This window comes from Streptomyces sp. NPDC052101, from assembly GCF_040680235.1.
Lineage (GTDB): Bacteria > Actinomycetota > Actinomycetes > Streptomycetales > Streptomycetaceae > Streptomyces.
The window spans coordinates 77,771-100,640 of the sequence record NZ_JBFAWH010000023.1 but is presented as its reverse complement, the minus strand read 5'-3'; the positions used below and the strand labels follow the sequence as shown (position 1 = coordinate 100,640).

The window sequence follows — 22,870 nt, the reverse complement described above, 5'->3', positions numbered from 1 at the left end:
TGTGTCTGACTCGCTGAACGCCCCAGAAGCCCCCTCGCCGGTTCCCCACACCCCCGGCGTGTCCGTCCGGCATACCCGGGCCAAGGGGGAGCCGCGGTTCCCGGACGGGCCCAAGGCGGATCCCGCCGGGTCGCACTTCGAGCGGCGGATCCGGAGTTTTCAGCCCCGGCGCAGCCGGGTGACCGCCGGGCAGGCGGACGCCCTGCAGCGGCTGTGGCCCAAGTGGGGCCTCGACATCGACGGGCAGCGGGTCATCGACCTCGGCGAGCTGTTCGGGAACGACAAGCCCGTCGTGCTGGAGATCGGGTTCGGGATGGGCGAGGCCACCGCGCAGATGGCGGCCGCCGACCCGGACACCAACGTCCTCGCCGTCGATGTGCACACCCCGGGCCAGGGCAATCTGCTGGGTCTTGCCGACCAGAACGGGCTGGCCAACGTCCGGGTCGCGAACGGCGACGCGATCATCCTGCTCAGGGAGATGCTCACCCCCGACTCGCTCGACGGGCTGCGCGTGTACTTCCCGGACCCCTGGCCCAAGAAGCGCCATCACAAGCGTCGGCTGATCCAGCCCGAGTTCCTGTCGCTCGCCGCGACCCGGCTCAGGCCCGGTGCGCTGGTGCACTGCGCGACCGACTGGGAGCCGTACGCCGAGCAGATGCTGGAGGTGCTCGGCGCGCATCCCGACTTCGAGAACACGCAGGAAGACGGCTGTTTCGCCCCGCGCCCCGAGTTCCGTCCGCTGACCCGTTTCGAGGGACAGGGACTGGACAAGGGACATGTGGTGAACGATCTGCTGTTCCGCCGCGTACCGCACCAGGACCGATCACCCGAATCTCACCAGGGCCGATAAACCGCTCCAGCCCCTCGTCCCGTCACCGTTAGGGTCGATGCCGTGGCCACCAGTCCTCCGTTTCCGACGTATCCCCCGGGCCCCGACGGCCTTGTTCTCCGTCATCCGCACTGGTGGCAGCGCAGGTGGGTGCGGTACGGGGCACTGATCACGCTGCTGGCGCTGTCCGGTCTGGTCATCCTTGCGCTGGTGCGCCGGCAGACCGGCACCGAGGGGTTCGTCGTCGGGCTCCTGCTGGCCATGCTGCCCGTGCCGTGGCTCATAGCCGCCTTCCGGTGGCTGGACCGGGTGGAGCCGGGCCCCTGGCGGAACCTGATCTTCGCCTTCGCCTGGGGCGCGTGCGCGGCGGCGCTGATAGCCATCATCGCCAACAGCTTCGCGACCAAGTGGATAGCCACCGCCACCGCCGACCCGGCCGGCGCGAACACCCTCGGCGCCACCGTGATAGCGCCCGTCGTGGAGGAATCCGCCAAGGCCGCCTCCGTCCTGCTCGTCTTTCTCTTCCGCAGGCGTGACTTCACCGGGATCGTGGACGGGGTGGTGATAGCGGGCATCACCGCCACCGGGTTCGCGTTCACCGAGAACATCCTCTATCTGGGTACGGCCTTCGGGACCGACCAGCTCACCGGCGACCGGGGCATCGCCTCCGTCACCGCCGCCACCTTCTTCGTGCGCATCGTGATGTCCCCGTTCGCGCACCCCCTGTTCACCACCCTCACCGGTCTCGGCTTCGGCATCGCCGCGCTCTCCGCCGAGCGGCAGCGCGGCCGGCGGGTGCTGCTGCCGGTCTGCGGCCTGCTGCTCGCGATGAGCATGCACGCCTTCTGGAACGGCTCCTCCACCTTCGGCGAGTTCGGTTTCTTCGCCGTCTACGGCGCCTTCATGGTGCCCGCGTTCGGCCTGCTGACCTGGCTCGCGATCTGGACGCGGCAGCGGGAGCTGCGGACCGTACGGGAGGAACTGCCGGCGTATGTGCTGGCCGGGTGGCTGGGGCCGGCCGAGCCGTTCGCGCTGGCGTCGATGGGGGCGCGGCGGACGGCCCGTGACTACGCCCGGCACCACCATGGCCGGCCGGCGGCGCGGACGGTGGCGCAGTACGAGGCGTACGCCACCTCGCTCGCGTTTCTGCGGCACCGGGGGCGCCAGGGGAAGGCCGGGGCCGACTTCGTCGTACGGGAGCGGGAGCTGCTGGACGAGCTGTGGAAGCGGAGGGAACTGGCTCGGCCGGCCCTGGAGTACGCGGCGCGGGCGGCTGCGCCGGCTTGGCCGGTGTACGCGGCGCCGGCGGCGATGGCATGGCCGGGGTACGGATATCCGGCGGCGCAGATGCCCTCGGCGTCCGGGCCGGCGTACGGGTATCCGACGGCACCGTATTCCGCGTACAACCCGTATCGGTCGTAGACGATCGGCGCCGGCGGTGGATGATCTCGTTCCGCCACCGGCGCCGGGTTCACACGGATGTCACGGTCAGGGGGTGAGGCCCTTGTCCCGCAGCCAAGGCGCCGGGTCGATGGCACTGGCCTGGCCGTTCGGGTGGACCTCCAGGTGGAGGTGCGGGCCGGTGACGTTGCCGGTGGCGCCGATCCGGCCGATGACATCGCCGGTGGAGACCTTCTGGCCGACCGAGACGTTGATCGAGGACTGGTGGCAGAACCACAGCTCGGTGCCGTCGTCCAGGGTCAGGACGGTGCGGTAGCCGTAGGCGCCGGCCCAGCCCGCCTCGGTGACCGTGCCGCTGTGGACGGCCTTGATGAGGGTGCCGGTGGGGGCGGCGAAGTCGAGGCCGGTGTGGTAGCCGGAGGACCACATCGCGCCGGGCTGGCCGAAGGTGCCGGTGATCGTGTACGAGACGACCGGCAGTGTGTACTGCTTGGCCAGCTCGGCCAGTCGCTTGGCCTCGGCCGCCTTCTTGGCGTCGGCCTCCGCCTGCTGTTTGGCGTCGGCGGCCTTGGCGGCGGCGGCCTGCTCCGCCTTGGCGGCCGCGTCGGCGGTCTCCTTCTCGGTGGCGGCGAGCGCGGCGGTGGTGGCCTTGCTCTCGGCCTTGCTCTGCTGCTGCTCGGCCTGGGCCATGATCCGGTTGCGCAGGGCCTCGCCGGCGTTGCCGCTGTCCGCGCTGTCGGAGGCCATGCCGGCCCTGCTGAGCGCGGTGGCGGCCTCCGGCTTGGCGGCGGAGTCTGTACCGAAGAGATGCTCGACCGAGTCTGGCAGGGATATGGAGACCGGCGGCTTGCCGGTGTTGGCGCTGGCCATGCCGCCCGCGCCGACGGCGGCCATCACACCGACGCCGAGGACGGTGGAGCTGCGCGCGAATCCGCCGCGCTGCTTGGCGACGCGGTGCCGGCCACGGACCGGGGCGAGGGAGTCCTCGGTGGGGTTCCACTCCTCCCAGGGGCCCTCCTCGGCGCGGTAGCCGCCGTAGCCGAAGGTGTCGGGCTCCGCCTCCGCGGGCATGAACGGGGCTTCTGGGGCAGGATGGTTGGACGCCACTCGGGCGCACTCCTTTCCTTCCTCCGCCTACCGGGTTAGCTGACGGGTTCGGAGCAGGAAGGTCTCCTACGCGCGTATACCGGGCGTGGACTCTGCGAGTTCACACCGGCATTCGCGTGATTCACCCCAAGGTGGTGGTTCCCCGGTTCCCTCGCGGGATTCGGCGCGTGCGCACGGAGCCGCCTCTTGTGACGGCTGGGACGACCGCGCTGCGTTATCGAACGTTAATAGACCTCAGAGTCACTTTCCAAGCCGTTCGTCTTGATCATTAACGTTTTCCGCCGCGGACTTACCGGCCAGGAGTGGCGCAAACCGGGCGAGTTGACTGCCACTAAGGAGCGTCGACGCTTTTGATGGTGACTCGATGTCATGCGGAGGGCGCTCGTCCGGTCACGGCCGGTAACGATGATCTTGATACTCCCGCCCACTCTGAACCGATGTGCATCGCACCCCACGGATGACGTACACTGGTGACACAACGACGCGGGGTGGAGCAGCTCGGTAGCTCGCTGGGCTCATAACCCAGAGGTCGCAGGTTCAAATCCTGTCCCCGCTACTGAAGACTCAGGGCCCGGAAACCAATGGTTTCCGGGCCCTGAGTGTTTGACCTGAGCGTGTTCCGGGTGGACTCAACCCACCAGGTGCCGGTTCGGCGCCTTGGCCTGCTCCTCGTACTCCGGCAGTACGACCACCTCGACACCGCCCTTCGCCAGCACCCCGGTCCCGTCGGCCGCGTCCACGAACGTGTCCGGCTCCCGCCACGCCGTGACCACGCGCCGCACCCCCGCCCCAAGGATCAGCTCGGAGCACGGCGCCGGCCGGGAGGCCCGCCGGGCGCACGGCTCCAGGCTGCTGTACACGGTGGCGGCGGCCAGCCGCGGATCCGCCGGGTCGATCTTCGCGAGCGCCGCCTCCTCCGCGTGGACCACGGGGTCCTCGCCCTCCCGGGAGTGGCCGCGCGCCAGCTCGCTGCCGTCCGCGGCGACCACGACCGCGCCGACGCTGAACGCCGTCCGCGAGGGCGGGCACAGCGCGGCGAGTTCGCAGGCGGTGCGCAGCCAGTGCCGGTCGGCGGCGGTGGGGAGCGGGCCGGTGCCGGGGGCCGTGGGCTCGTAGCGCATGAGGACCACGTCCTCGATACGGCGGGTCTCGGTCAGCCGCAGCCGGCCGGCCTGGTAGGTGCCCGGGCCGAACAGGCGGGGCGCGGCCGGGTCGCCGACGAACAGCGGGGCAAGGACCAGCTGCAGCTCGTCGGCGAGGCCCTGCTGCAGCAGCTGGGTGTGGACCGTGCCGCCGCCCTCGACCATCAGCCGCCGTACGCCGCGCACGTCGTGCAGGTGGGACAGCAGGGCCCGCCAGTCGAGGCCGGGGCCGAGCGGGACGATGTCGGCGGCGCCGCCGAGGCGGCGGGCGGCCAGCTCGGCGCCCCGGTCGGTCGTGTAGACGAGCTTGGCGCCGCCGGTGTGCCAGAAGCGGGCGCCGGGGTCGAGGTCGCCGGTGGCGGTGACGGTCACCTTCAGCGGGTACTCCGGCCGGCCCTCCCGCACCCGGGCCGCGCGGCGCTCGGCGGAGTTGACCAGCAGCCGCGGGTTGTCGGCGCGGATCGTGCCGGCGCCGATCAGGATGGCGTCGACGGAGGCCCGTACCGCGTCGACCCGGTCGAAGTCGGCCGGGCTGGACAGCAGCAGCCGGTCGGGGCCGGTGTCGTCCAGGTGGCCGTCGAGGGAGACGGCGGCGGACAGCAGCACGTACGGATACGACATGGGCGCGCTCTCCCTGCGAGTTTCAGAAGTCACTCTTGGTTCAAGTTTTAAACAAACCTACACTGGCAGCATGACGACCCGCTGGCTCACCCCCGAGGAGCAGCGCGCCTGGCGCGCGTACCTCGCCGCGACGCACCTCCTGGAGGACGCGATCGACCGACAGCTCCAGCAGGACGCCGGCATGCCGCACCTGTTCTACTCCGTGCTGGCCAACCTCTCCGACGCGCCCGACCGACGGCTGCGCATGACCGATCTCGCCGAGACGCTGAAGATCACGCGCAGTCGGCTGACCTATGCGGTGACCCGCCTGGAGCGCGACGGGCTGGTGCGCCGGGAGGACTGCCGCTGGGACAAGCGCAGCAGTATCGCCGTACTGACGGACGAGGGGATGGCCGTACTGGAGCGTACGGCGCCCGGGCATGTCGAGACCGTGCGCGCCACGTTGTTCGACCGGCTCACCCCGGAGCAGGTGCGGCAGCTGGAGGAGATCTTCACGGGGGTCGCGCGCGGGCTGCAGGGCGATGACGCCGAGGCCGGGGCGGCGGACGACGTGCCCTGGCGGCGCCGGTCGTCCTGCTCCTGAGCCACGCTCTCCGCTCCTGGGTCACATCCCGCACCCGGAAAACAATTGCTTTAAGTTTGAAGCATGGGGTAGGGTCCCCTTCGAACCGCTGATTCAAATCTGAAACAGCTGCCCGCTCCCGGAGGGATCCGCATGCCCGACACCCCCGCCGCCACGCCGCGTGCCCGCGTCCGGGTACCGCTGCGCTTCCACGACGGCTACAGCGTCGACGCCGACCTCGTCACCTTCCACGGTCTGACCGACGGCCAGGAGCACATCGCCGTCGTCCTCGGCGACCCCGGCCCGGTCCCCCTGGTGCGCCTGCACTCCGAGTGCCTGACCGGCGATGTCTTCGGCTCGGCCCGCTGCGACTGCGGTCCCCAGCTGCGCGAGGCGGTCGAGCGCATCGCCGACCGCGGGGGCGTTCTGCTCTACCTCCGCCAGGAGGGCCGCGGCATCGGCCTCTACAACAAGCTCGACGCGTACGCCCTCCAGGACCAGGGCCTCGACACCTACGAGGCGAACGCCGCGCTCGGCCTGCCGGAGGACGCCCGCGACTACACGGCCGCCGCGCAGATGCTCGCCGCCCTCGGCATCGAGGAGCTGGACCTGCTCTCCAACAACCCCGACAAGGCCGAGCAGTTGCGCACGCTGGGTGCCGTCGTACGGGACCGGGTGCCGACCGGTGTCTTCACCACGGCCCACAACGTCCGCTACCTGCGCGCGAAGGTCCTGCAGACCCGCCACACCCTGCCGCTGGCCGAACTCACGGAACTGAACGCGGGCTGACGGAGCGGACCGCGGGACGGCGGGACGGCGGCTGGCGGTCAGCCGGGGTCCCGGCGGCCCGGCAGCCGCAGGGCCGGCAGTGCCGCCAGGGCCAGCAGGGCCGCCGCGACGGTGTACGCGGTCCGGAAACCGGCCGGGGCCATGCCCGCCGAACCCAGCACCACCGACAGCACGGCCGTGCCGACGGACGCGCCCAGCTGGGAGTTGATGCTCAGCGCGGTGCTCGCCGCGGCCAGCCGGTCGGCGGGCAGTCCCCGGCTCGCGGTGGTCATCGTCGGCATCAGCACCATGGCGGTGCCGATGCCCATCACCATCGCCGACGCGACCATCCGCCAGGGCGCGACCCCGGGCACCCCGGTCTGCCAGGCCAGCAGCGCCATCCCGAGGGCGGCCAGCACGATCCCGGCCGGGATCAGCCGGCGCGGTGCCACCTTGTCGATCCGGCGCGCCGCGATCTGCATGGCCGTACCGGCGACCAGACCGGTCGGCGCACCCAGCAGCCCGGTCGCCGTGGCGCTCAGTCCGCGCTCCTGCTGCCAGTACAGCGGGCCGAGCAGCATCGCGCCGAAATAGCCGCAGGTGAACAGGGCGAGCGTGCCGGCGCCGGCGGCAAAGGTGCGGTCGCGCAGCAGCCGCAGGTCCAGCAGGGGCGCGGACGCGGTGAGCGCCCGGCGTACGAAGGCCGCCGCGAGGGCCGCGCCGGCGAGCGTCGGCAGGAGGGCGCCGGGTGCGGTGAAGTCCCCGCGCTCGCCGCCGCGGGCCAGGCCGTACAGGAGCAGGGCGAGGCCGGGCGAGAGCATCAGCAGGCCGGGCAGGTCCAGGCGGGCGGCACTCCGCCCGGTCCCGGCCTTCTGCGCGTCCGGCGGCAGCAGCCGCAGTCCGAGCGTCAGGGCCAGGGCGCCGACGGGCACGTTGACCAGGAAGATCCAGTGCCAGGACGCGGCGTCGACCAGCCAGCCGCCGAGCACCGGCCCGGCCACCGGCCCGATCAGGATGGGCAGCCCGCCCACGGCCATCGCGCGGCCGAGCCGGCTGCGGTCGGCGGCGCCCATCACCATCGTCATGCCGACCGGCTGCAGCAGCCCGCCGCCGAGCCCCTGCACCGCCCGGAAGGCGATGAGGCTGCCCGCGTCCCAGGCGCACGCGGCGAGCAGCGAGCCGAGGGTGAACAGGACGAGCGCGGTCAGATAGGTGCGCTTGGCGCCGAGCCGGGCCATGGCCCAGGCGGCGGTCGGGATGACGGCGGCCAGCGCGAGCGTGTACGCGGTGGCGGTCCACTGGATGGTCTCCAGCGAGGCGCCGAAGGACTGCGAGAGCCGGCGCATCGCGACGTTGACGATCGTCATGTCGAGCACCGCCATCACGGAGCCGATGACGGTCACGGCCAAGGTGCGGTGCAGGGCCGTGGACTGCTTCGCCGGGTTCGGTCCCGGCCGGGCCGGTGCCGCGGCGGACGCGGGCGTACGCATCTCCCCCCACCCGCCCTCAGCCCGCGTACGGGCGCTCGGCCCGGGCGGATCGCAACGCCCTTCCCCACCAGGTGAGTTGACCGAGCATGCCCTTGACGGCGCCGGCGCACACGGCCGCGTCCCGCGGGGTGCCGTCCTCGCCGAGGCCGGACCAGGGGCCGTGCAGGCTGACCGAGTCGCGCACGGTCGTGGCGTGCAGTTCGGCGAAGACCAGCCGGAGCTGCTCCACCGCGCGCAGGCCGCCGCCGAGGCCGCCGTAGGAGACGAAGCCGACCGGCTTGGCCTGCCACTGGGCGTGGTGCCAGTCGATGAAGTTCTTCAGGGGCGCCGGGAAGCTGTGGTTGTACTCGGGCGTGACGACGACGAACGCGTCGGCGGCGGCGAGCCGCGGCGAGACGTCCCGCAGCGCGGCGACAGCCGCGGGGCTCGCCGTACCGCCGAAGCCGGGCAGCACCAGCGGGAGGTCGATCTCGGCGAGGTCGATGACGTCGAGAGCGAGGCCGGTCTCGCCGGCGGCCGCGCCGAAGAACCAGTCGGTGACGGCCCGGCCCTGGCGGCCCTCCCGGACGCTGCCGACGAGGACGGCGACGCGCAGCGGCGCTTCGTCTCCGGCCGCGGGCACGGCTTCGTTGCTGGTGACAGACACGGGTGTCCCCCTTCTCATGGCGGTCGGCCGCCCGTCGCGGCCTTCCGCACAGCAAGGTACAACGGTCGTTGTAAAAAATACAACGCCCGTTGTAGGTCGGGTAGAGTGACTGGCCACGAGGAGGCAGGTGTGGGCGAAACGAACGAGTCCCGGCGGGCACAGGCGCAACGCGAGGTCTCACCGCGCAAGCTGGCGAAGCAGATGGCGATCGCGAGCGCGTCCTGCACGCTCTTCGGCCGCGAGGGCTATGCGCGCGCCTCGGTCGACGCCCTGGCCGCCGAGGCAGGCGTCTCCACGCGCACGCTCTACAACCACTTCCCCGGCGGCAAGGCACAGCTCTTCCAGACGGTGGTGAACTGGACGTCCACCGAGGTCCGTGATGCCCAACTGGCCCGGCTGCGCGCCGTGCTGGACCCGGAGCGGCCGCCGCGCCCCGAGGACCTGGAACGCGATCTGGTCGCCCTGGCCCGCGCGTTCGTCGGCCTCATGGCCGACTACCCGAACCACTTCGCCCTCGTCCGGCACATCCACGCCGAGGCCGACCATGTGCCGCCGGAGGTGCTCAAGGCCTGGTACGAGGCCGGTCCGGGACCTGTCGGCCGGGCCGTCGCCGAGGCCATGACCGGCCTCGCGGACGCCGGTCTGCTCGACGTGCACGGTGACGCGGCGATGGCCGCCGCCCATTTCATGGCCCTGACCAGCCACACGATCGTCCAGTTCACCAACTACGGCGTCCATCCCCTCCCACCGGCGGAGACGGACCGGCTGATCAGGGGCGGCGTCGCGGCGTTCCTGCGGGCCTACGGCCGTGCGGACCCCGGTGCCACCGGCCGCGTCAGTCCCACCAGTTGAACATCAGCTCGCCCAGGGTCCGCGGTCGCCAGTAGCGGGGGACGAACTCCCTTACGGGAGCGCCAGGTCGGGGTGCGGCGCCGCCGAAGGCGACGACCGGCAGACGGCGGTGGGCCAGGACGGCCGTACCAGCCATGCCGACGGCGTCGAAGGTGGCGTGCGGGCCGGTGGCCAGCGCCCGGACCCCGGACCCGGCCACGCGCCGCCGTGTGGCGGGCCCGGCGGAAGGACGCGAGTTCGGTCTGCGGCAGCGGCACGCCCCGCGCTTCGCGGAACCCGGTGGCCCCGCGCGCGGCACGGATCACCGCGCTCCCCGCAGGAACCCCTCCACCACCCGGCGCACCTTCCTGGCGGCGCCGTCCTCACCGAGCCGCATGGCGATGTTGGCCGCGGTGCAGACGGCGTCCAGCTGGAACGCGGCCAACTCCACGTCCAGCGCGGCGAGATCATCGGCGCCGACGGCCCGCCGCAGCTGTTCGGCGATCAGTTCCAGCCATGCCTCGCGATGGGCAAGCAGGGCGTCGCGGACCGCGCCGGGACGGCTGTCGTAGGCGGGAAGGTTGGCGGCCCAGAAGCAGCCGCCGGCGAACAGGGGCGTCTGCGCGTACGAGATCCAGTGCTCGGTCAGCGCCCGCAGCCGGGCGGAGCCCGCGGGCAGGGACCGCGCGGGCCGCACGACGGCCTGCTCGAACTCCCGGTGCGCGCACTCGGCGGCGGCCAGCTGCAGATTCTCCTTGGTCCCGAACAGCGTCTGGACACCGCTCTTGCTCAGCCCGAGGTCAGCTGCCAGCCGGCCGATGCTGAGCCCGTCGAGCCCTTCCAGCGAGGCGATGTCCACGGCGTGCCGGGCGACCCGCTGCCGGGCGCGTGCACCGCGCACCAGCCGCAGATCGGTCACCTCGGGCCCCTCCGCACCCAGGACCCCTCGCCCCGCGCCGCGCTCCGGACCACGTCGTTCGCTTTCCATCCCGGCCATCGTGCCATACCGGCCGGACGATATACGACCGATCGTACGTTTTGTTCAACGAAGAGGAGTGAAAGGGCGTGAAGGGGCGTGAAGGGGGCGTGACCGGGAGACGGTGCGCGCGGCGCGGTGGTCGGATCAGACCGCCGCCCGGGGCTGTTCCGGGCCGAGGCGGTGCACGGCGGTGCGTTCGGCGTGCGGGGCGAGGAGGCCCCGCAGCTCCTCGGCCGCGGCCTTGAGGAGATCGCCGTCCCGGGTGGCGTGGAGGGTTTCGAGGACGAAGCGACGCGGGTGGAGCCCTCGGTGACGCGGGTGCGGTGGGCGTCGCGGTGGTTCCAGTGGCGGGTCAGGACGCCGGTGGCATCGGCGTAGATGATCTCGCCGGGCCCGGGGGTCTCGACGGTGTCGGGTGCGCCGAGCGGGGTGAAGGACTCGGTGCCGTCCGCGTACCGGATGTCGACGTCGCCGTCGACCCGGTCCAGGTCGAAGGCGCCGGCGGGCAGGCCGTGCCGGACGGAGACGGCGTTGTAGGAGTCGACGGCCGGGTTGATGCGCGGCAGGGTGCCCTTCTTGGCGAGGCGGCGGCCGAGCGCGTCGACGCTCGGGCGGACGCGGCGGGGGTTGGTGCCGAAGGAGCGGTAGGCGGTGTGCCAGGCCTCGATGCGGGGGTCGGTCTCGTCGGCGGGCCGCCAGGTGCCGTCCGCGAGCCGCCGCTCCAGTTCCTCCAGGGCGGTGGCCGTGTCCGGCCAGGATTCCCGACCGCGCAGGCCGTCGGCGGTGACCAGGGCGATGAGGGTGTCGGGGAAGGCGTCGGCGACGGCGGGGGCGAGCCGGAAGGCGAGCATGGGGCGGGTATCCGTTTCCTCAGGTCAGGGCCAGCAGGCTGACGGCTACGGCGGCGGTGCCCAGGCCGACGAGCTGGCTGCGGTGGATGCGCTCGGCGAGCACGCCGCGGGCGAGCAGCACCGTGCCGGCCGGATAGAGCGCGGTGATCACGGCGACGACGGTGAGGTCCCCACCGCGGGCCGCGAGCAGGAACAGCAGGTTCGCCACGGAGTCCAGGACGCCGGCGGCCGCCGACATCGCGTACGCGGGCCGTTCGGAGCCCAGCCCGCGGCGCATCAGCCCGGCCGCGGCCAGGGTCACGGCCGAGGAGACGGCCCGGCCGACGATCAGCGGGGCAACTCCGCTGCCGGCCGGCGCCTGGTGCAGGAAGACCAGCTGAAGGGCGATGGCGCCGCCCGCGCCGAAGGCCAGCAGCAGCGCCGTACGGGACGGGCGGGCCGAGCCCGCGCCGTGTCCGGCGCTGACCAGCACCACCGCCGCCAGCGCGAGCGGCAGCCCGGCCAGCCCGGCGGCGGTCAGGTGCTCGCCCTGCAGCAGCCCGACCGCGACCGGCAGCGCGGCGGAGACCAGCGCGGTCACGGGCGACAGCACGTTCATCGGGCCGATCGCCAGGGTGCGGTAGAGCAGGGCGAACGCGGCGGCCGAGGCGACTCCGGAGGCGGCGCCCCAGGCGAGCGCGCCGGCGTCGAACGAGGCACCGAGCAGCGGCCACAGCAGCAGCTCGACCGCGAGACTGGCCGGGGCCGCGACCAGCACGGTCCGCAGCACATGGGCCTTGCGGGCGCCGAGACCGCCGAGGAAGTCGGCGCACCCGTACGCGAGCGAGCTGCCCAGGGCCAGCAGCAGAGCGATCACGGCATTTCCCTTACGATTAGCAGAACGACCACACCGTACAACGGAACGACCGTCACGTGTCAACCAAACGACCGGGCAGTACATTCCATTGATCAAGACGCGAGGATGGTGATCAGGTGGCCGAGACAGCCGCCACCCTGCGGACGGTCGCGCACAACGTCCGGGCGGCCCGGATCCGCGCGGGCCTGTCGCTGGACGAACTCAGCCGGCGCGCCCAGGTCAGCAAGGGTGCCCTGGTGGGGCTGGAGAAGGCCCAGGGCAATCCCAACCTGGCCACGCTCGTCCGGTTGGCCGACACCCTCGGCATCTCGGTGTCCGCCCTGATGCAGGGCCCGTCCGAAGGCCGCGTCCGCGTGGTGGCCGCCGACACCGTGGCACCCCTGTGGACCGGAGAGCGGGGCAGCGAGGCCCGGCTCATGCTGACGACCTCGGGCCCGGCGCCGGTCGAGGTCTGGCGCTGGCGCCTGGAGCCGGACGAGGAATACCCGAGCCACCCCCACCAGGCCGGGGTGGTGGAGACCGTCAGTGTCACCGCCGGCCGGATGACCCTGGTCGTCGACGGCGCCGAGCACCCGCTGGAGGCCGGCCAGACCGCCACGTTCGACGGCGATGCCCCGCACGCCTACCGCGGCGCGGGCACCGGGACCTGTCATCTGATCATGACGGTCCATCTGCCGCCCGGCCCCGCGAGGGCCGACTGACCTCTGCATTTCCTCTATATTCACGGAATGCAATTTCATGCCTATTCGCATTTTCGCCGATTGCTGCGATCGGCCCCTCCGGATACTGCTTTCGGGCAACGAAAACACCCGAATGCCCGACATCCGATCCCCCGGAGGGACTCGTTAGGCGGTCGTGACACGGACTGAGGTACTCACCACCGGGAAGCTTCGCTCGACCATCACATTTAAGGCAGAATGCGATGAGGGTGAGGTGTTCATTGACGGATGTTCAGATCTTCTCGACGACTTCCTGAGAAGAATGACCCAGCTGGAAAGCGAGTACCTGCAGGCGATGGTGGGGCTATAGGACTTACCCGATGGACAGGACTCACAACGAAGACATCTTCAGTGACACTGAGTTCAGCACGATCGAGATGCAGTGGGATCCGGTCGAAGAGCTGGCCCAGATGCTGTCCGCGGCATCCGCCGCGGAACCCGAGCCGAGTCCGCCGGCACACGAGCGGTCCAGCCACCGGAGAACCCGACAGCGACTCCGTGCGGAATCCCGCTCGCACGACAACAGCCGGGGCACTCACGTCACGATCCTGATCGCGACCATCTCGGTGTGCGCGGTCTGCATGTTGGGCTGGTCCTTCTCTTACTCCTATGCCCAGCTCCGCGCCACCGCGTCCTCCGTGCTGCCGGCGAGACTGGCCCAGTGGTGGCCGCTGACGGTGTACGGGCCGTGGCTTGTGGCGGCCCTGTCCATTCTTCGGGCCACCGTCCAGAATCGCAGCGCACGACGCTCCTGGGGTGTGGTGCTGGGCGCCTCCGCCATGGCGGTCGCCCTGTGCGTCAGCCATTCATCACATTCACTGCTTTCACTGATCATCTTCGGAATTCCGCCGATCACCGCCCTGGTGTGTTTCTGGGAGATCGTCGGCCAGGTCTCGTCCAAGGTGGCAAAGCCCCGGCATGCCGCGCACACGCGGCGGAACTCCAAGACGTAGGGCCTGCGTTCGCCGTCGGGACGTACGGCATGGTTCCGGGCCCCGCTCCGGCGCCCGGAACCACCTTGTCGGAGCATGTCCGGCCCTGGAGATCGAACTACCCCGAACGCCCATGTCACCAGCTCAGACGGGGTGCGGAAGGGCCTCGGCGGCCATGTCTCGACTACCGACCGCGTTGCTCGACATGCGGACCGTGAACGTCTACGCAAGCCTGGACGCATTCCAGCAAGACGCGCGTCTTGCTGGAGGCCCCCCAGAAAGGACCGTTCACCATGCGATACATCTCCGCTCTCTTCATCGCCGCGATGCTCACAGCGTTTGCGGCCCCCGCCGCTTCCGCCGGGGAGGGCCCCGGCTACGTGTGCGATACCCACACGATTAGCACGCTCTGCTGGTGACATCTTCTTGAACGAGGACAGGCCGTCGGTCGTGGAGGCCGCGGCCTGTCCCCGTCCGTCACACGGACGGGCCCCGGTGCCGTCCACCTCGACGAGGACAGCGGCCAACCCGCTGTCCTCGTCGATCTGTTCACAGACCCATGGGTGCTGAAGACCTTCAGTTCGGCAGGGACGACGGCCTTGCGTCCACGCTGCGCTGCCCCGGGACCCGGGGCACCGTCGACCATGTGTAGGACTCGGGCGTGAAGGCGTGGAGGCGCTTGACGAGCCGGTCGGTGGACCAGGGCCAGCAGAAGGTGTTCACGCCGGGGAGCCCGAAGTAGTAGCCGGAGGGGCCCGCGGCGTTGTAGGCCGTGTCGCGCAACGCCGCCTGTACGGCGGTGTGGTGGGCCTCCTGGGCCTCGGGCCGGACGTCGAACGCCGTGTGGCCGGAGGCGCGGAGGTGCGTCAAAGCGCTGGTGATGTACTGGAGTTGGGCTTCCACGACGGTGGGGACCGCGGTGGTGCCGGAGAACAGGTTCGGCCCGGTGAGCAGGAAGAGGTTGGGGTAGCCGCTGACGCTGGTGCCGAGGTAGGCGGGACGGTCGTGCGCCCAGGTCCGGGCCAGGGCCGTACCGTCGACGCCGTGCAGGTGGTGGGCGAACGGCGGATCGCCGACATGGAATCCCGTGGCGAGGACGACGACGTCGGCCTGCACGCGGGTGCCGTCGGCGCCGACGATGTGCCGGCCCTCCACCGCGGCGGCGCGGGTGGGGTGCAGCTGGACGTTGGGCCGGGTGAGGGCCGGGTAGTAGGTGCTGGAGGTGATGATCCGCCGGCCCCCGAAGCGGTAGCGGGGCGTCAGGGCCCGCCGCAGCTCGGGATCGGGAACGGACGTGCGCAGGTGGAGCCGGGCCACGGCCTCCAGGGCCGGCAGCAGCCGGGGGTGGCGCAGGACGAGGCCGATGGCCTCCTGGGTCCAGTGGTGCTGGCCGCGCAGAGCGCGGCGCGCCGCCGGGTGACGGCCCAGGAAGCGGTGGAGGGCCGGGGGCAGGGCGTAGTCGGGCTTGGGCATGACCCACTGCGCGGTGCCCTGGAAGACATCGATGCGGGCGGCCCTGCGCTGGATTTCGGGCAGGAACTGCACGGTGGAGGCACCGGCGCCCACCACGGCGACGCGGCGGCCGGTCAGTTCGGCGTCGTGGTCCCAGCGGGCGGAGTGGAAGACGGGACCAGGGAAGGCGTCCAGGCCGGGGAGGTCCGGGTAGCGGGGGCGGTGCCAGGCACCGGTGGCCATGACGACGACCCGGGCGGTGCGGATGCCCGAGCTGGTCCGCAGGGTCCAGCGGTGCGCATCCGGGTCCCACCGCGCGCCCAGCACCTCCACACCGTGGTCGACCAGCTTGTCGACCCCGTGGGCCGAGGCCGTGGTGCGCAGATAGTCCAGGATCTCCGCCCCGGAGGCGAAGCACCGGCCCCAGGTGTGGGGGGCGAACGAGTACTCGTAGAGCATGGCGGGGACGTCGCAGCCGCAGCCGGGGTAGGTGTTGTCGCGCCACGTGCCGCCCGTGTCCGCCGACTTCTCCAGTACGACGACGTCGTCGATGCCCGCGCGGCGCAGGGCGATCACGGCGGCCACACCGGACAGGCCGGCCCCGATGACGAGGACGTCCGTCGTCGTGTCGTGCCCACGGCCGACGGCATCGTTGGTCACTTGCATCGCCCTCCTCGGCTGCCTCACCGAGGGTGGCGATTCAGCTATACCGCAGCAAGAGCGACAACGGGATCACAACTCGGATGAGTGATCTTTCCCAACAAAGGGTGCATCAGCCCTTTTCCCCATGGTTGGCTCCACCCATGGCTGTGGGGAACGATCTGCCTCAGGCGCGCGACCGGCACCGCCCGGGCGGCGATCCGGAGCGGCAACCGCCGTATCCGAGCGGCTGGTTCTTCCTGGCGCTCGCCCGTGAGCTGACTCCCGGCCGGGTGCTGACCCGACGGCTGGCGGACGAGGACGTGGTCCTCTACCGCACCGCCGACGGCCGCCCCTACGCGGTACGTCCCTACTGCCCGCACCTCGGCGCCCACTTCGGCGCCGGAGGCACCGTCGAGGGCCAGAACCTGGTGTGCCCCTTCCACCACTTCGCCTTCGCCCCCGACGGCACCTGCGTCAGCACGCCCGACGGCCGGCCCCCGCGAGCGCACGTGGAGCACCACACGATCCGTGAACGCAACGGCTTCGTCTTCGGCTGGTACGCGCCCGACGGCAAGCCGCCCGCATGGGACGCCCCCGAGACCGCTCCCCCGGAGGTCCGCGCGACAGCCTCCTGGGGCACTGAGATCCACGCACCCGCGCAGGAACTCGCCGAGAACTCCCTCGACTACCGGCACCTTCCGGTGGTGCACCAGGTGACGCTCAAGGAACTCGACCCGCCCCAGGCCGAGGGCCCCTACCTGCGCACCCGGCTCAGACTCGGGCCCGCCGGGCCCGGCCCGCTGACGAGGTTCCAGGTCGACCACTCGTTCCTCATGGCGGGGCTGGGCTGTCTGCGCATCGAGCAGCCCCTGCCGCTCCTCGGTGTCGTCGTCTATCTGTGGGCTCTGCACACCCCCACCGCGCCCGCGCGGACCCGTCTGCACCTCGCCGCCGCCTGCGCGGACATGCGCCCCGCGCGCACCGCGGCACGATCCTCGCTGCGCCGCCCCCTGCACCGCGCCCTCGCGCGGACGATGCTGCGACTCGCGGTCGGCAAGGTCCGGGACGACATCCCGATCTGGAACGCCAAGCGTCACGAGCCGCGCCCCCGCCTCACCGTCGGCGACGAGGCCATCGGCCTCTACCGGCACTGGGTCCGCCAGTTCTATCCGACCCCGTGACCGCCCCGGGCACCCGCGATCCCGTGGCACCGGCCGTTCATGGAATGAACCTCACCTCCGGGAAGGCCGGGCACGGGCCGTCGAGCAGCTGCCCCCGCTGCCGTAGATGCAGGTCGAAGAAGGCGAGCGGGTACGCCTGCTGGATCCGTACCGCACGGGCGGGGTCGAGGGTGCCGATCCAGCCCCGCAGCTCCTCGTCGCTCATCCCGACCGCCTTCGCCAGCTGCGGGATCAGCGTCTGGTTGTCACCGTACGACTGGTGGACCGCGCCGTCGGCCTGGATGTCGAGCCGCCATCCCCGCAGGTGCGACCAGAACTCGGCGGCATCGGGATCCTGGGCGCGGGTGAACTGGGCGGTCATCATCATGAACGGCCGGTCCAGGTCGGTGGTGATCGTCGGCTGCATCGGGCCGTCGAGGCTCAGCCCGGCCCGCACGCGCTGGTCCGCCGGCATGAGGCGGGCGGTCGCCGTTCCTCCTTTCGACCAGCCGAACATGCCGATGCGGTCCAGGTCGAGGGAGCCGAGCAGGCCGGTCGGCAGCGGCCGGCGGTCGGCGTCGGGGTTGCGCCCGGCGGCGAGTTCCTCGACAAGGTCGAGGACGAACCGGATGTCCGCGGCGAAGGCCGCCGGCCCCATCGGGTGCTCCGGGTCCATGAGCGGGGCGAGGACCCGGCCGTCGGGGAACTCGGTGAAAGCGTCGTACGTGTGGTCCACCGTGAGCACCACGTATCCGTGGCTGGCGAGTTCCTGAACCACGATGGTGTGGTCGCCGCGGTGGCTGTGCGCGCCGTGCGAGTACACGACGACGGGCAGCCGCCGGCCCGTTCGCCGCACCGGGGCGCCTTCGTGGCCGGCCGTGAGCGGCGCCGCCGCGGCGTCGGCCGGGAACCCGGCGGACGTGAGGAGTGCCCGCAGAGCGGCGGAGGGCATCCAGGGCGCCCGCGGATACCACTCGACGTCCCGGGCGGGGTACCAGACGGCGGCCATCAGCTCGCGGTGATGCCCGGGGCCCGCCACGGGATCCGGACGTGAACCGTCGACGAGGTGCAGCGACACCGTGCCCACCGGATGCGGTCCGGTGGGCAGCGGCAGGGCGAGCCGCGCCGGGCCCGGGGCCGGGGCAGCCGACGCCCACGCGGGGCGCGGGGCTGCGAGCGGCACGGCGGCCCCGGCCGCCAGCGCGGCCCCCAGCATGCGACGGCGCGTCATTGCCTTGCGGCTGGTGAACGGCGTGGTTGTCACGGACTCTCCCCGGGGTTCTGTACGGACATGAGGTAGGCGAGCACAGCCAGCACGCGGCGGTTGTCGTCGTCGGAGGGGGCCAGCTCCAGCTTGGTGAAGATGCTGGTGCTGTGCTTGGACACGGCCTTCTCACTGATGAAGAGCCGGTGCGCGATCGCGCTGTTGGAGCGTCCCTCGGCCATCAGCTCAAGCACCTGGCGTTCCCGCTCCGTGAGCCTCAAGAGGGGTTCGCGGGCGCCACGGCTGCGGCGGCCGAGCAGCTTGGTGACCACTTCGGGGTCCATGACCGTGCCGCCCGCGGCGACCGTACGGATCACGTCGACGAACTGGTCGTCGCTGAACACCCGCTCCTTGAGCAGATAGCCGACCCCTCCGGCCTGGTCGGCGAGCAGCTCCTGCGCGTAGATCTGCTCGACGTACTGCGAGAGCAGCAGGATCGGCAGCCCGGGGATCCGCTCCCGGGCGGCGAGTGCCGCACGGAGCCCGTCATCGGTGTGCGTGGGCGGCAGCCTGATGTCCACGATCGCGAGGTCCGGCCGGAACTCCAGCAGTGCGCCGAGCAGGCCCGGCGCGCTGTCGGTGGCCGCCACGATCTCGAACCCGCGCGCCTTGAGGAGCCGGACCAGCCCCTCCCGGAGCAGGAAGAGATCCTCCGCGACGACTACGCGCACGGCACCTCCATGGCCACGATCGTCGGCCCCCCGGGCGGGCTGCTGACCGCCAGGACGCCGTCGAAGGCCGCGAGCCGTCGTTCCACCCCGGCCAGCCCGGTGCCCCGGGCGGGATCCGCGCCGCCCACCCCGTCGTCGACCACCTCGACGCGCAGCAGCCCGCCCGTCCGGGCCATCCGGATCTGGAGGCCACGCGCCGAGGCGTGCCGGACGGCGTTGGTGACCACCTCGGCGACGGCGAAGTAGCAGGCCAACTCCAGCGGAGCGTCGAGCCGCCCGGGCAGATCGATCTCGGTCTCACAGGGCAGGGGCAGGTCCAGTGCCAGCGCCCGCACCGCCTCCCCCAGACCCCGGTCGGCCAGCATCGGCGGGTACATCCCCCGGACCAGGCCGCGCAGTTCGTCCAGCGCCGCCGCCGAGGCGACACGGGCCTCCACGACCAGCGCGGCGGCCTCGTGCGGACTGCTGTGGATCATCCCCTCGGCGGTCCTGAGGTTCATCCCGATGGCGACCAGCCGTCCCTGCGCGCCGTCGTGCAGGTCCCGCTCGATCCTGCGCAGCTCCGCGGCCGCGGAGCTGACCGCCTCGGCCCGTGTCTCGGTCAGCTCCCGCACCCGCCGGGTCAGCGCCGGATCCGGCTCCCGCCCGAGCAGCCGCCTGGCATCCGGCAGCACGGTACGCGGCAGCAGCCAGAGCCCGAGGGCCAGCAGCACCGCCCCCTGGATGCCGCCGAGGACCGACGCGTGGTGAGCGAGCCCTTCGGGACGCAGGGACGGCGCCGGCCCGCGCGGAGAGCCGAACTTCTGCACCACCACCAGGTATTGCCCGAATCCGCTCTGGAGAACGTCGTACGCCCCGATCCCCGCCAGTCCCAGGACCGCCAGGTCCCCCGCCGCCCTCGGCCACCGCGCCGGCCCGACCACGACAGCCGCCAGCAGCGCCAGCCCCACCAGGTAACCCGCCACCGCCGGTCCGATCCCGGCGCCCGGCGACGCCACCTGCCACAGATCGAGTCCCAGCAGGTCACCGGTCATCACCACGACGGAGGGCAGCAGCAGGGCCCAGTGTGCGGACCTCGACGCGTCGGCACCGGCCAGACGCTCGGGCCTGCCCTTCGCCGTCCGGACCAGACCCACCCCGGCGAAGGCGGCGAGCACCGGGACGCTCACACTGCCCACCAGAACGTTCAGCGGTGTCCGGCCGGCGTAGGCAGCGGAATGCGTGAGCCAGTACGTCCATTCCAGCAGTTCGCCCGTCACCGCCGCCACCAAGGGCAGTACCCACCGCCCGGGCACGCGCGCCGACGTGAGCAGCGCGGTGGCCAGCAGGCCCGCCATCAGCAGCGCCGCCGGGAGCAGGCCGACGGGTTCCAGATCCGGCAGGGTGACCGCGTAGCCGGTCGTCTGGGCGGGGTTGTGCAGGGCGCGCAGCAGGGCCCACACACTGCCGTACGCCGCCGTACCCATCAGCCCCGCCACGACCGGCCAGCCGATCCGCCCGACCGGTCGCGCGGTACGCGCCGGCAGGTCCCGCGCCTGCTCCGCCCTGAAGGCCAGCACGGCGCAGACCGCGGTCAACGCCGCGATCACACCCTGCGGCCAGGGCGTCACGCCCACCGGAAACGGCCACATATCCGCCCCCCGTCTCGTCTTCCCGGCCACGCGCTGCGGCCTGGAGATCATGCTGCTGCGAGGGGTCCGGCAAGCGCCATGGGCCGAGACCTACTTCGGGGGTAGGCAAACACCTACCCTGGCCGGACACCGGGCTCGGCCTACCCGAAAACGAAGCAGCGCCCGAGCCGACCGAAGCCGACCCGAGCGCTGCGTAGCAGGCCAGAGGGGTTAACCCCCGCCTGCAACCCGTAGGCCCTGTGGGACTCGAACCCACAACCAATGGATTAAAAGTCCACTGCTCTGCCAATTGAGCTAAGGGCCCAGGCGATGTTGCCTGTCCGAGCATAGCCGGACGCGGCCGTGTCTCCGATCGGGTATCGGTGACCCGGCCGCGTCATGGGGAGTTCGGGAGGGGAGGTGCGGGCGGGATGTTCAGTTTTGGACCGGTTCCGGGACCGAGGTCCGCTCCCCGCCGAGGAACCAGTGGCGGGCCGAGGCCAGCCACCAGGCCGTCGCGAAGCCGAGGACGGCGAGGACGGCGACCGGGGCGTAGTTGAAGGTCTTCCAGGTGACCGGAGAGACCTGCGGGAGCATGAAGAGGATCGTGATCAGCACGACCCAGGCCACCGAGACCACCCCGACCGGGACCGACCAGCGGCCCAGGTGCCACGGCCCGCGTTCGAAAGCGGTGCCCTTGCGGACCCGCAGGAAGGTCGGGATGACATACGCGATGTAGAGGCCGATGACGGCGATCGAGGTCACCGCCGCGTACGCCGTCGAGTTGATCAGGTAGGGGAGGCCGAGGGCCAGGGCGGCCAGCGTGGCCAGCCAGACCGCCGCCACGGGCGTACGGGTGCGCGGGCTGACCGTGTGCCAGACGCGGGACAAGGGCAGCGCGCCGTCACGCGAAAAGGCGTAGATCATACGGCTGTTGGCGGTCACCGAGGCCATACCGCAGAAGAGCTGTGCGCCGATCACCACCAGGAGGAGGAGCTTGCCGCTCGTCGCGCCGAGCGCGTCCAGGAGGATCTGGGCCGGGGGCGCGCCCGTCGGGGACGCGAGTTCCTTGTCGTACGACTGGATGGCGAACGTGAAGCCCAGCAGCAGGACGAAGCCCGCGATCCAGGACGTCCAGATCGAGCGGACGATGCCCTTCGGGCCCGCCGTGGACGCGTCGTGGGTCTCCTCGGTCATATGGGCGGAGGCGTCGTAGCCGGTGAAGGTGTACTGGGCCATCAGAAGGCCGAGGAGGACGACGTACGGGCCGCTGCCCCAGCCCGTCGTGTTCACGAACTTCGTGAACACGAAGGACGTCGACTGGTGGTGGTCGGGGACGAAGGCGAGCGCGCCGACGATCACCGCCACGCCCAGCACGTGCCACCACACGCTCACACTGTTCAGGAAGGCGACGATACGCACGCCGAAGGTGTTGAGGAGGCCGTGGAGCAGCAGGATCGCGGCGAACAGCAGCACCGTGCGGCCCGGAGTCACCTCGAAGTCGAACTGGAGGTTCAGCCAGGCGCCCAGGAAGGAGGCCGCGCCGAAGTCGATGCCGGCGGTCACCGCGACCTGGCCCAGCACGTTGAACCAGCCGGTGAACCAGGCCCAGGCCGCCGCCGAGCGGGGCGGGGCGAGGCGGTGGGCCCAGAAGTACAGGCCGGCCGAGGTCGGGTACGCCGAGCAGATCTCGGCCATCGACAGGCCGACGAACAGCGTCAGCAGGCCCACCGCCACCCAGCCCCAGGTGATCACCGCGGGCCCGCCGGTGGTCATGCCGAAGAGGTACAGCGTGAGACAGCCGGACAGTACCGAGATGATCGTGAAGGAGACGGCGTAGTTCGAGAACGCCGACATCCGGCGGGCGAGGACCTGGGTGTAGCCGAGCTGGGCGAGCCGTTCCTCGTCGGACAGTCCGTGCGCCTCGCCCGTTCTCGCGTCATCTGTCATGCCCCCAGCAATTCCCTGTAGGGGGGCGTGACATGCGTCACCCAGTGGCCAAAAAGGGCCCGTACGACATCGATCGTCGTACGGGCCCTTCTCAGTGGGTCACTCGGCGTCAGCCGTTGCGCTTCCAGCGCGGCTTGTCGTCGCGGCGGCCGAAGGAGCCGTTGCCGTTGCCGCGGTGGTCGTCACGGCGGCCGAAGGGGCGCTCGTGGCCGCCGGAGCGGAAGCCGGGACGGTCGTCGCGGCGGTCGCGGTTGAACGGGCGGTCGCTGCCGCGGTGCCCGCCGCGCTCGTCCCGGCGGAAGCCGCCACGGTCGTCACGGCGCTCGAAGGAACGGCCACCGCGGTCGTTGCGGTCACGGTCGAACGGGCGGCGGTCGCCGCGGTCAC

General features: G+C 71.7%; 20 protein-coding genes, 2 tRNA genes, 2 pseudogenes and 1 riboswitch. Of the genes and pseudogenes, 9 read left to right on the top strand and 15 right to left on the bottom strand.

Translation table 11 applies throughout. The annotated features are described in order from the left end of the window. Position 1 precedes the first annotated feature (1 nt). Positions 2-850, top strand: a complete 849-nt coding sequence (trmB, locus tag AB0L75_RS32185; protein ID WP_365188065.1) for a tRNA (guanosine(46)-N7)-methyltransferase TrmB — start codon at positions 2-4, stop codon at positions 848-850. 42 nt (positions 851-892) lie between these two features. Further along, entirely contained in the window at positions 893-2,251 is a 1,359-nt protein-coding gene (locus AB0L75_RS32180) for a PrsW family intramembrane metalloprotease (protein WP_365188062.1), read from the top strand. Positions 2,252-2,317: 66 nt separating this feature from the next. On the opposite strand, the gene AB0L75_RS32175 is transcribed toward AB0L75_RS32180, so the two are convergent. Further along, on the bottom strand, positions 2,318-3,337 hold the full coding sequence (locus tag AB0L75_RS32175) for a M23 family metallopeptidase (RefSeq protein WP_365188059.1): 1,020 nt from the start codon (positions 3,335-3,337) through the stop codon (positions 2,318-2,320). A gap of 7 nt (positions 3,338-3,344) precedes the next feature. Next, a riboswitch (cyclic di-AMP (ydaO/yuaA leader) is annotated at positions 3,345-3,513 on the bottom strand. A 306-nt stretch (positions 3,514-3,819) separates the two neighbouring features. Between AB0L75_RS32175 and AB0L75_RS32170 the strand changes: the two genes are divergently transcribed. Continuing rightward, positions 3,820-3,893, top strand: a tRNA-Met gene (locus AB0L75_RS32170). A 73-nt stretch (positions 3,894-3,966) separates the two neighbouring features. On the opposite strand, the gene AB0L75_RS32165 is transcribed toward AB0L75_RS32170, so the two are convergent. Further along, positions 3,967-5,100, bottom strand: a complete 1,134-nt coding sequence (locus AB0L75_RS32165; RefSeq protein WP_365188056.1) for a dihydrofolate reductase family protein — start codon at positions 5,098-5,100, stop codon at positions 3,967-3,969. A gap of 70 nt (positions 5,101-5,170) precedes the next feature. Here AB0L75_RS32165 and AB0L75_RS32160 point away from each other — a divergent pair, with 70 nt between their 5' ends. Together AB0L75_RS32160 and ribA are read left to right on the top strand one after the other, a co-directional pair. Continuing rightward, positions 5,171-5,683: a MarR family transcriptional regulator gene (locus AB0L75_RS32160; RefSeq protein WP_365188053.1), complete on the top strand. Its 513-nt coding sequence runs from the start codon at positions 5,171-5,173 to the stop codon at positions 5,681-5,683. 132 nt (positions 5,684-5,815) lie between these two features. Beyond that, positions 5,816-6,451, top strand: coding sequence for a GTP cyclohydrolase II (gene ribA, locus AB0L75_RS32155; protein ID WP_365188050.1), 636 nt, complete (start codon positions 5,816-5,818; stop codon positions 6,449-6,451). A gap of 38 nt (positions 6,452-6,489) precedes the next feature. Here ribA and AB0L75_RS32150 read toward each other — a convergent pair whose 3' ends face one another. Both AB0L75_RS32150 and AB0L75_RS32145 read right to left on the bottom strand, forming a co-directional pair. Then, complete coding sequence (locus AB0L75_RS32150) at positions 6,490-7,920, bottom strand: DHA2 family efflux MFS transporter permease subunit (protein WP_365188049.1); 1,431 nt, start codon at positions 7,918-7,920, stop codon at positions 6,490-6,492. 16 nt (positions 7,921-7,936) lie between these two features. Further along, on the bottom strand, positions 7,937-8,566 hold the full coding sequence (locus AB0L75_RS32145) for an NAD(P)H-dependent oxidoreductase (protein ID WP_365188046.1): 630 nt from the start codon (positions 8,564-8,566) through the stop codon (positions 7,937-7,939). A gap of 129 nt (positions 8,567-8,695) precedes the next feature. On the opposite strand from AB0L75_RS32145, the gene AB0L75_RS32140 reads away from it, so the two are divergent. Next, positions 8,696-9,418, top strand: coding sequence for a TetR/AcrR family transcriptional regulator (locus AB0L75_RS32140; protein WP_365188043.1), 723 nt, complete (start codon positions 8,696-8,698; stop codon positions 9,416-9,418). Here the strand turns inward: AB0L75_RS32140 and AB0L75_RS32135 are convergent. The 4 genes and pseudogenes from AB0L75_RS32135 to AB0L75_RS32120 form a co-directional block, all read right to left on the bottom strand. Further along, positions 9,402-9,617: a hypothetical protein gene (locus tag AB0L75_RS32135; protein WP_365188041.1), complete on the bottom strand. Its 216-nt coding sequence runs from the start codon at positions 9,615-9,617 to the stop codon at positions 9,402-9,404. The genes AB0L75_RS32140 and AB0L75_RS32135 overlap by 17 nt on opposite strands. Positions 9,618-9,719: 102 nt before the next feature. Then, positions 9,720-10,316 carry a TetR/AcrR family transcriptional regulator gene (locus AB0L75_RS32130; protein ID WP_365188103.1) on the bottom strand — a complete coding sequence of 199 codons (597 nt, stop codon included), beginning with the start codon at positions 10,314-10,316 and terminating at the stop codon, positions 9,720-9,722. Positions 10,317-10,520: 204 nt separating this feature from the next. Then, positions 10,521-11,227 (bottom strand): annotated as a pseudogene (locus AB0L75_RS32125) (phenylalanine--tRNA ligase beta subunit-related protein). Between the two features lie 19 nt (positions 11,228-11,246). Then, positions 11,247-12,083 carry an EamA family transporter gene (locus tag AB0L75_RS32120; protein ID WP_365188038.1) on the bottom strand — a complete coding sequence of 279 codons (837 nt, stop codon included), beginning with the start codon at positions 12,081-12,083 and terminating at the stop codon, positions 11,247-11,249. A 116-nt stretch (positions 12,084-12,199) separates the two neighbouring features. On the opposite strand from AB0L75_RS32120, the gene AB0L75_RS32115 reads away from it, so the two are divergent. Together AB0L75_RS32115 and AB0L75_RS32110 are read left to right on the top strand one after the other, a co-directional pair. Further along, positions 12,200-12,784 carry an XRE family transcriptional regulator gene (locus AB0L75_RS32115; RefSeq protein ID WP_365188037.1) on the top strand — a complete coding sequence of 195 codons (585 nt, stop codon included), beginning with the start codon at positions 12,200-12,202 and terminating at the stop codon, positions 12,782-12,784. A gap of 338 nt (positions 12,785-13,122) precedes the next feature. Continuing rightward, the gene (locus tag AB0L75_RS32110; protein WP_365188035.1) at positions 13,123-13,755 is read left to right on the top strand and encodes a DUF2637 domain-containing protein; all 633 of its coding nucleotides are present in this window, start codon (positions 13,123-13,125) and stop codon (positions 13,753-13,755) included. Between the two features lie 555 nt (positions 13,756-14,310). Here the strand turns inward: AB0L75_RS32110 and AB0L75_RS32105 are convergent. Next, positions 14,311-15,846, bottom strand: a complete 1,536-nt coding sequence (locus AB0L75_RS32105; RefSeq protein ID WP_365188033.1) for an NAD(P)/FAD-dependent oxidoreductase — start codon at positions 15,844-15,846, stop codon at positions 14,311-14,313. Between the two features lie 143 nt (positions 15,847-15,989). On the opposite strand from AB0L75_RS32105, the gene AB0L75_RS32100 reads away from it, so the two are divergent. Next, positions 15,990-17,009: a Rieske 2Fe-2S domain-containing protein gene (locus AB0L75_RS32100; protein WP_365188031.1), complete on the top strand. Its 1,020-nt coding sequence runs from the start codon at positions 15,990-15,992 to the stop codon at positions 17,007-17,009. A gap of 37 nt (positions 17,010-17,046) precedes the next feature. On the opposite strand, the gene AB0L75_RS32095 is transcribed toward AB0L75_RS32100, so the two are convergent. The 6 genes and pseudogenes from AB0L75_RS32095 to AB0L75_RS32070 form a co-directional block, all read right to left on the bottom strand. Beyond that, the gene (locus AB0L75_RS32095) at positions 17,047-18,252 is read right to left on the bottom strand and encodes an acetylhydrolase (protein WP_365188028.1); all 1,206 of its coding nucleotides are present in this window, start codon (positions 18,250-18,252) and stop codon (positions 17,047-17,049) included. Then, positions 18,249-18,923 (bottom strand): response regulator transcription factor, encoded by a 675-nt coding sequence (locus AB0L75_RS32090; protein ID WP_365188026.1) that lies wholly within the window; start codon positions 18,921-18,923, stop codon positions 18,249-18,251. Before AB0L75_RS32090 ends, AB0L75_RS32095 begins: the two co-directional genes overlap by 4 nt. Next, positions 18,914-20,533, bottom strand: coding sequence for a histidine kinase (locus tag AB0L75_RS32085; protein WP_365188023.1), 1,620 nt, complete (start codon positions 20,531-20,533; stop codon positions 18,914-18,916). Before AB0L75_RS32085 ends, AB0L75_RS32090 begins: the two co-directional genes overlap by 10 nt. A 252-nt stretch (positions 20,534-20,785) precedes the next feature. Further along, positions 20,786-20,858, bottom strand: a tRNA-Lys gene (locus AB0L75_RS32080). Between the two features lie 110 nt (positions 20,859-20,968). Continuing rightward, positions 20,969-22,483 carry an amino acid permease gene (locus AB0L75_RS32075; RefSeq protein WP_365188021.1) on the bottom strand — a complete coding sequence of 505 codons (1,515 nt, stop codon included), beginning with the start codon at positions 22,481-22,483 and terminating at the stop codon, positions 20,969-20,971. 109 nt (positions 22,484-22,592) lie between these two features. Next, a pseudogene (locus AB0L75_RS32070) lies at positions 22,593-22,870 on the bottom strand (RNA helicase); the annotation flags it as partial.

Excerpts from the sequence above, each read along its gene's own strand:
- AB0L75_RS32110 (WP_365188035.1), top strand. The coding sequence starts at position 13,123 with ATGGACAGGACTCACAACGAAGACATCTTCAGTGACACTGAGTTCAGC.
- AB0L75_RS32100 (WP_365188031.1), top strand. The coding sequence starts at position 15,990 with ATGGCTGTGGGGAACGATCTGCCTCAGGCGCGCGACCGGCACCGCCCG.
- AB0L75_RS32165 (WP_365188056.1), bottom strand. The coding sequence starts at position 5,100 with ATGTCGTATCCGTACGTGCTGCTGTCCGCCGCCGTCTCCCTCGACGGC.
- AB0L75_RS32160 (WP_365188053.1), top strand. The coding sequence starts at position 5,171 with ATGACGACCCGCTGGCTCACCCCCGAGGAGCAGCGCGCCTGGCGCGCG.
- ribA (WP_365188050.1), top strand. The coding sequence starts at position 5,816 with ATGCCCGACACCCCCGCCGCCACGCCGCGTGCCCGCGTCCGGGTACCG.
- AB0L75_RS32150 (WP_365188049.1), bottom strand. The coding sequence starts at position 7,920 with ATGCGTACGCCCGCGTCCGCCGCGGCACCGGCCCGGCCGGGACCGAAC.
- AB0L75_RS32075 (WP_365188021.1), bottom strand. The coding sequence starts at position 22,483 with ATGACAGATGACGCGAGAACGGGCGAGGCGCACGGACTGTCCGACGAG.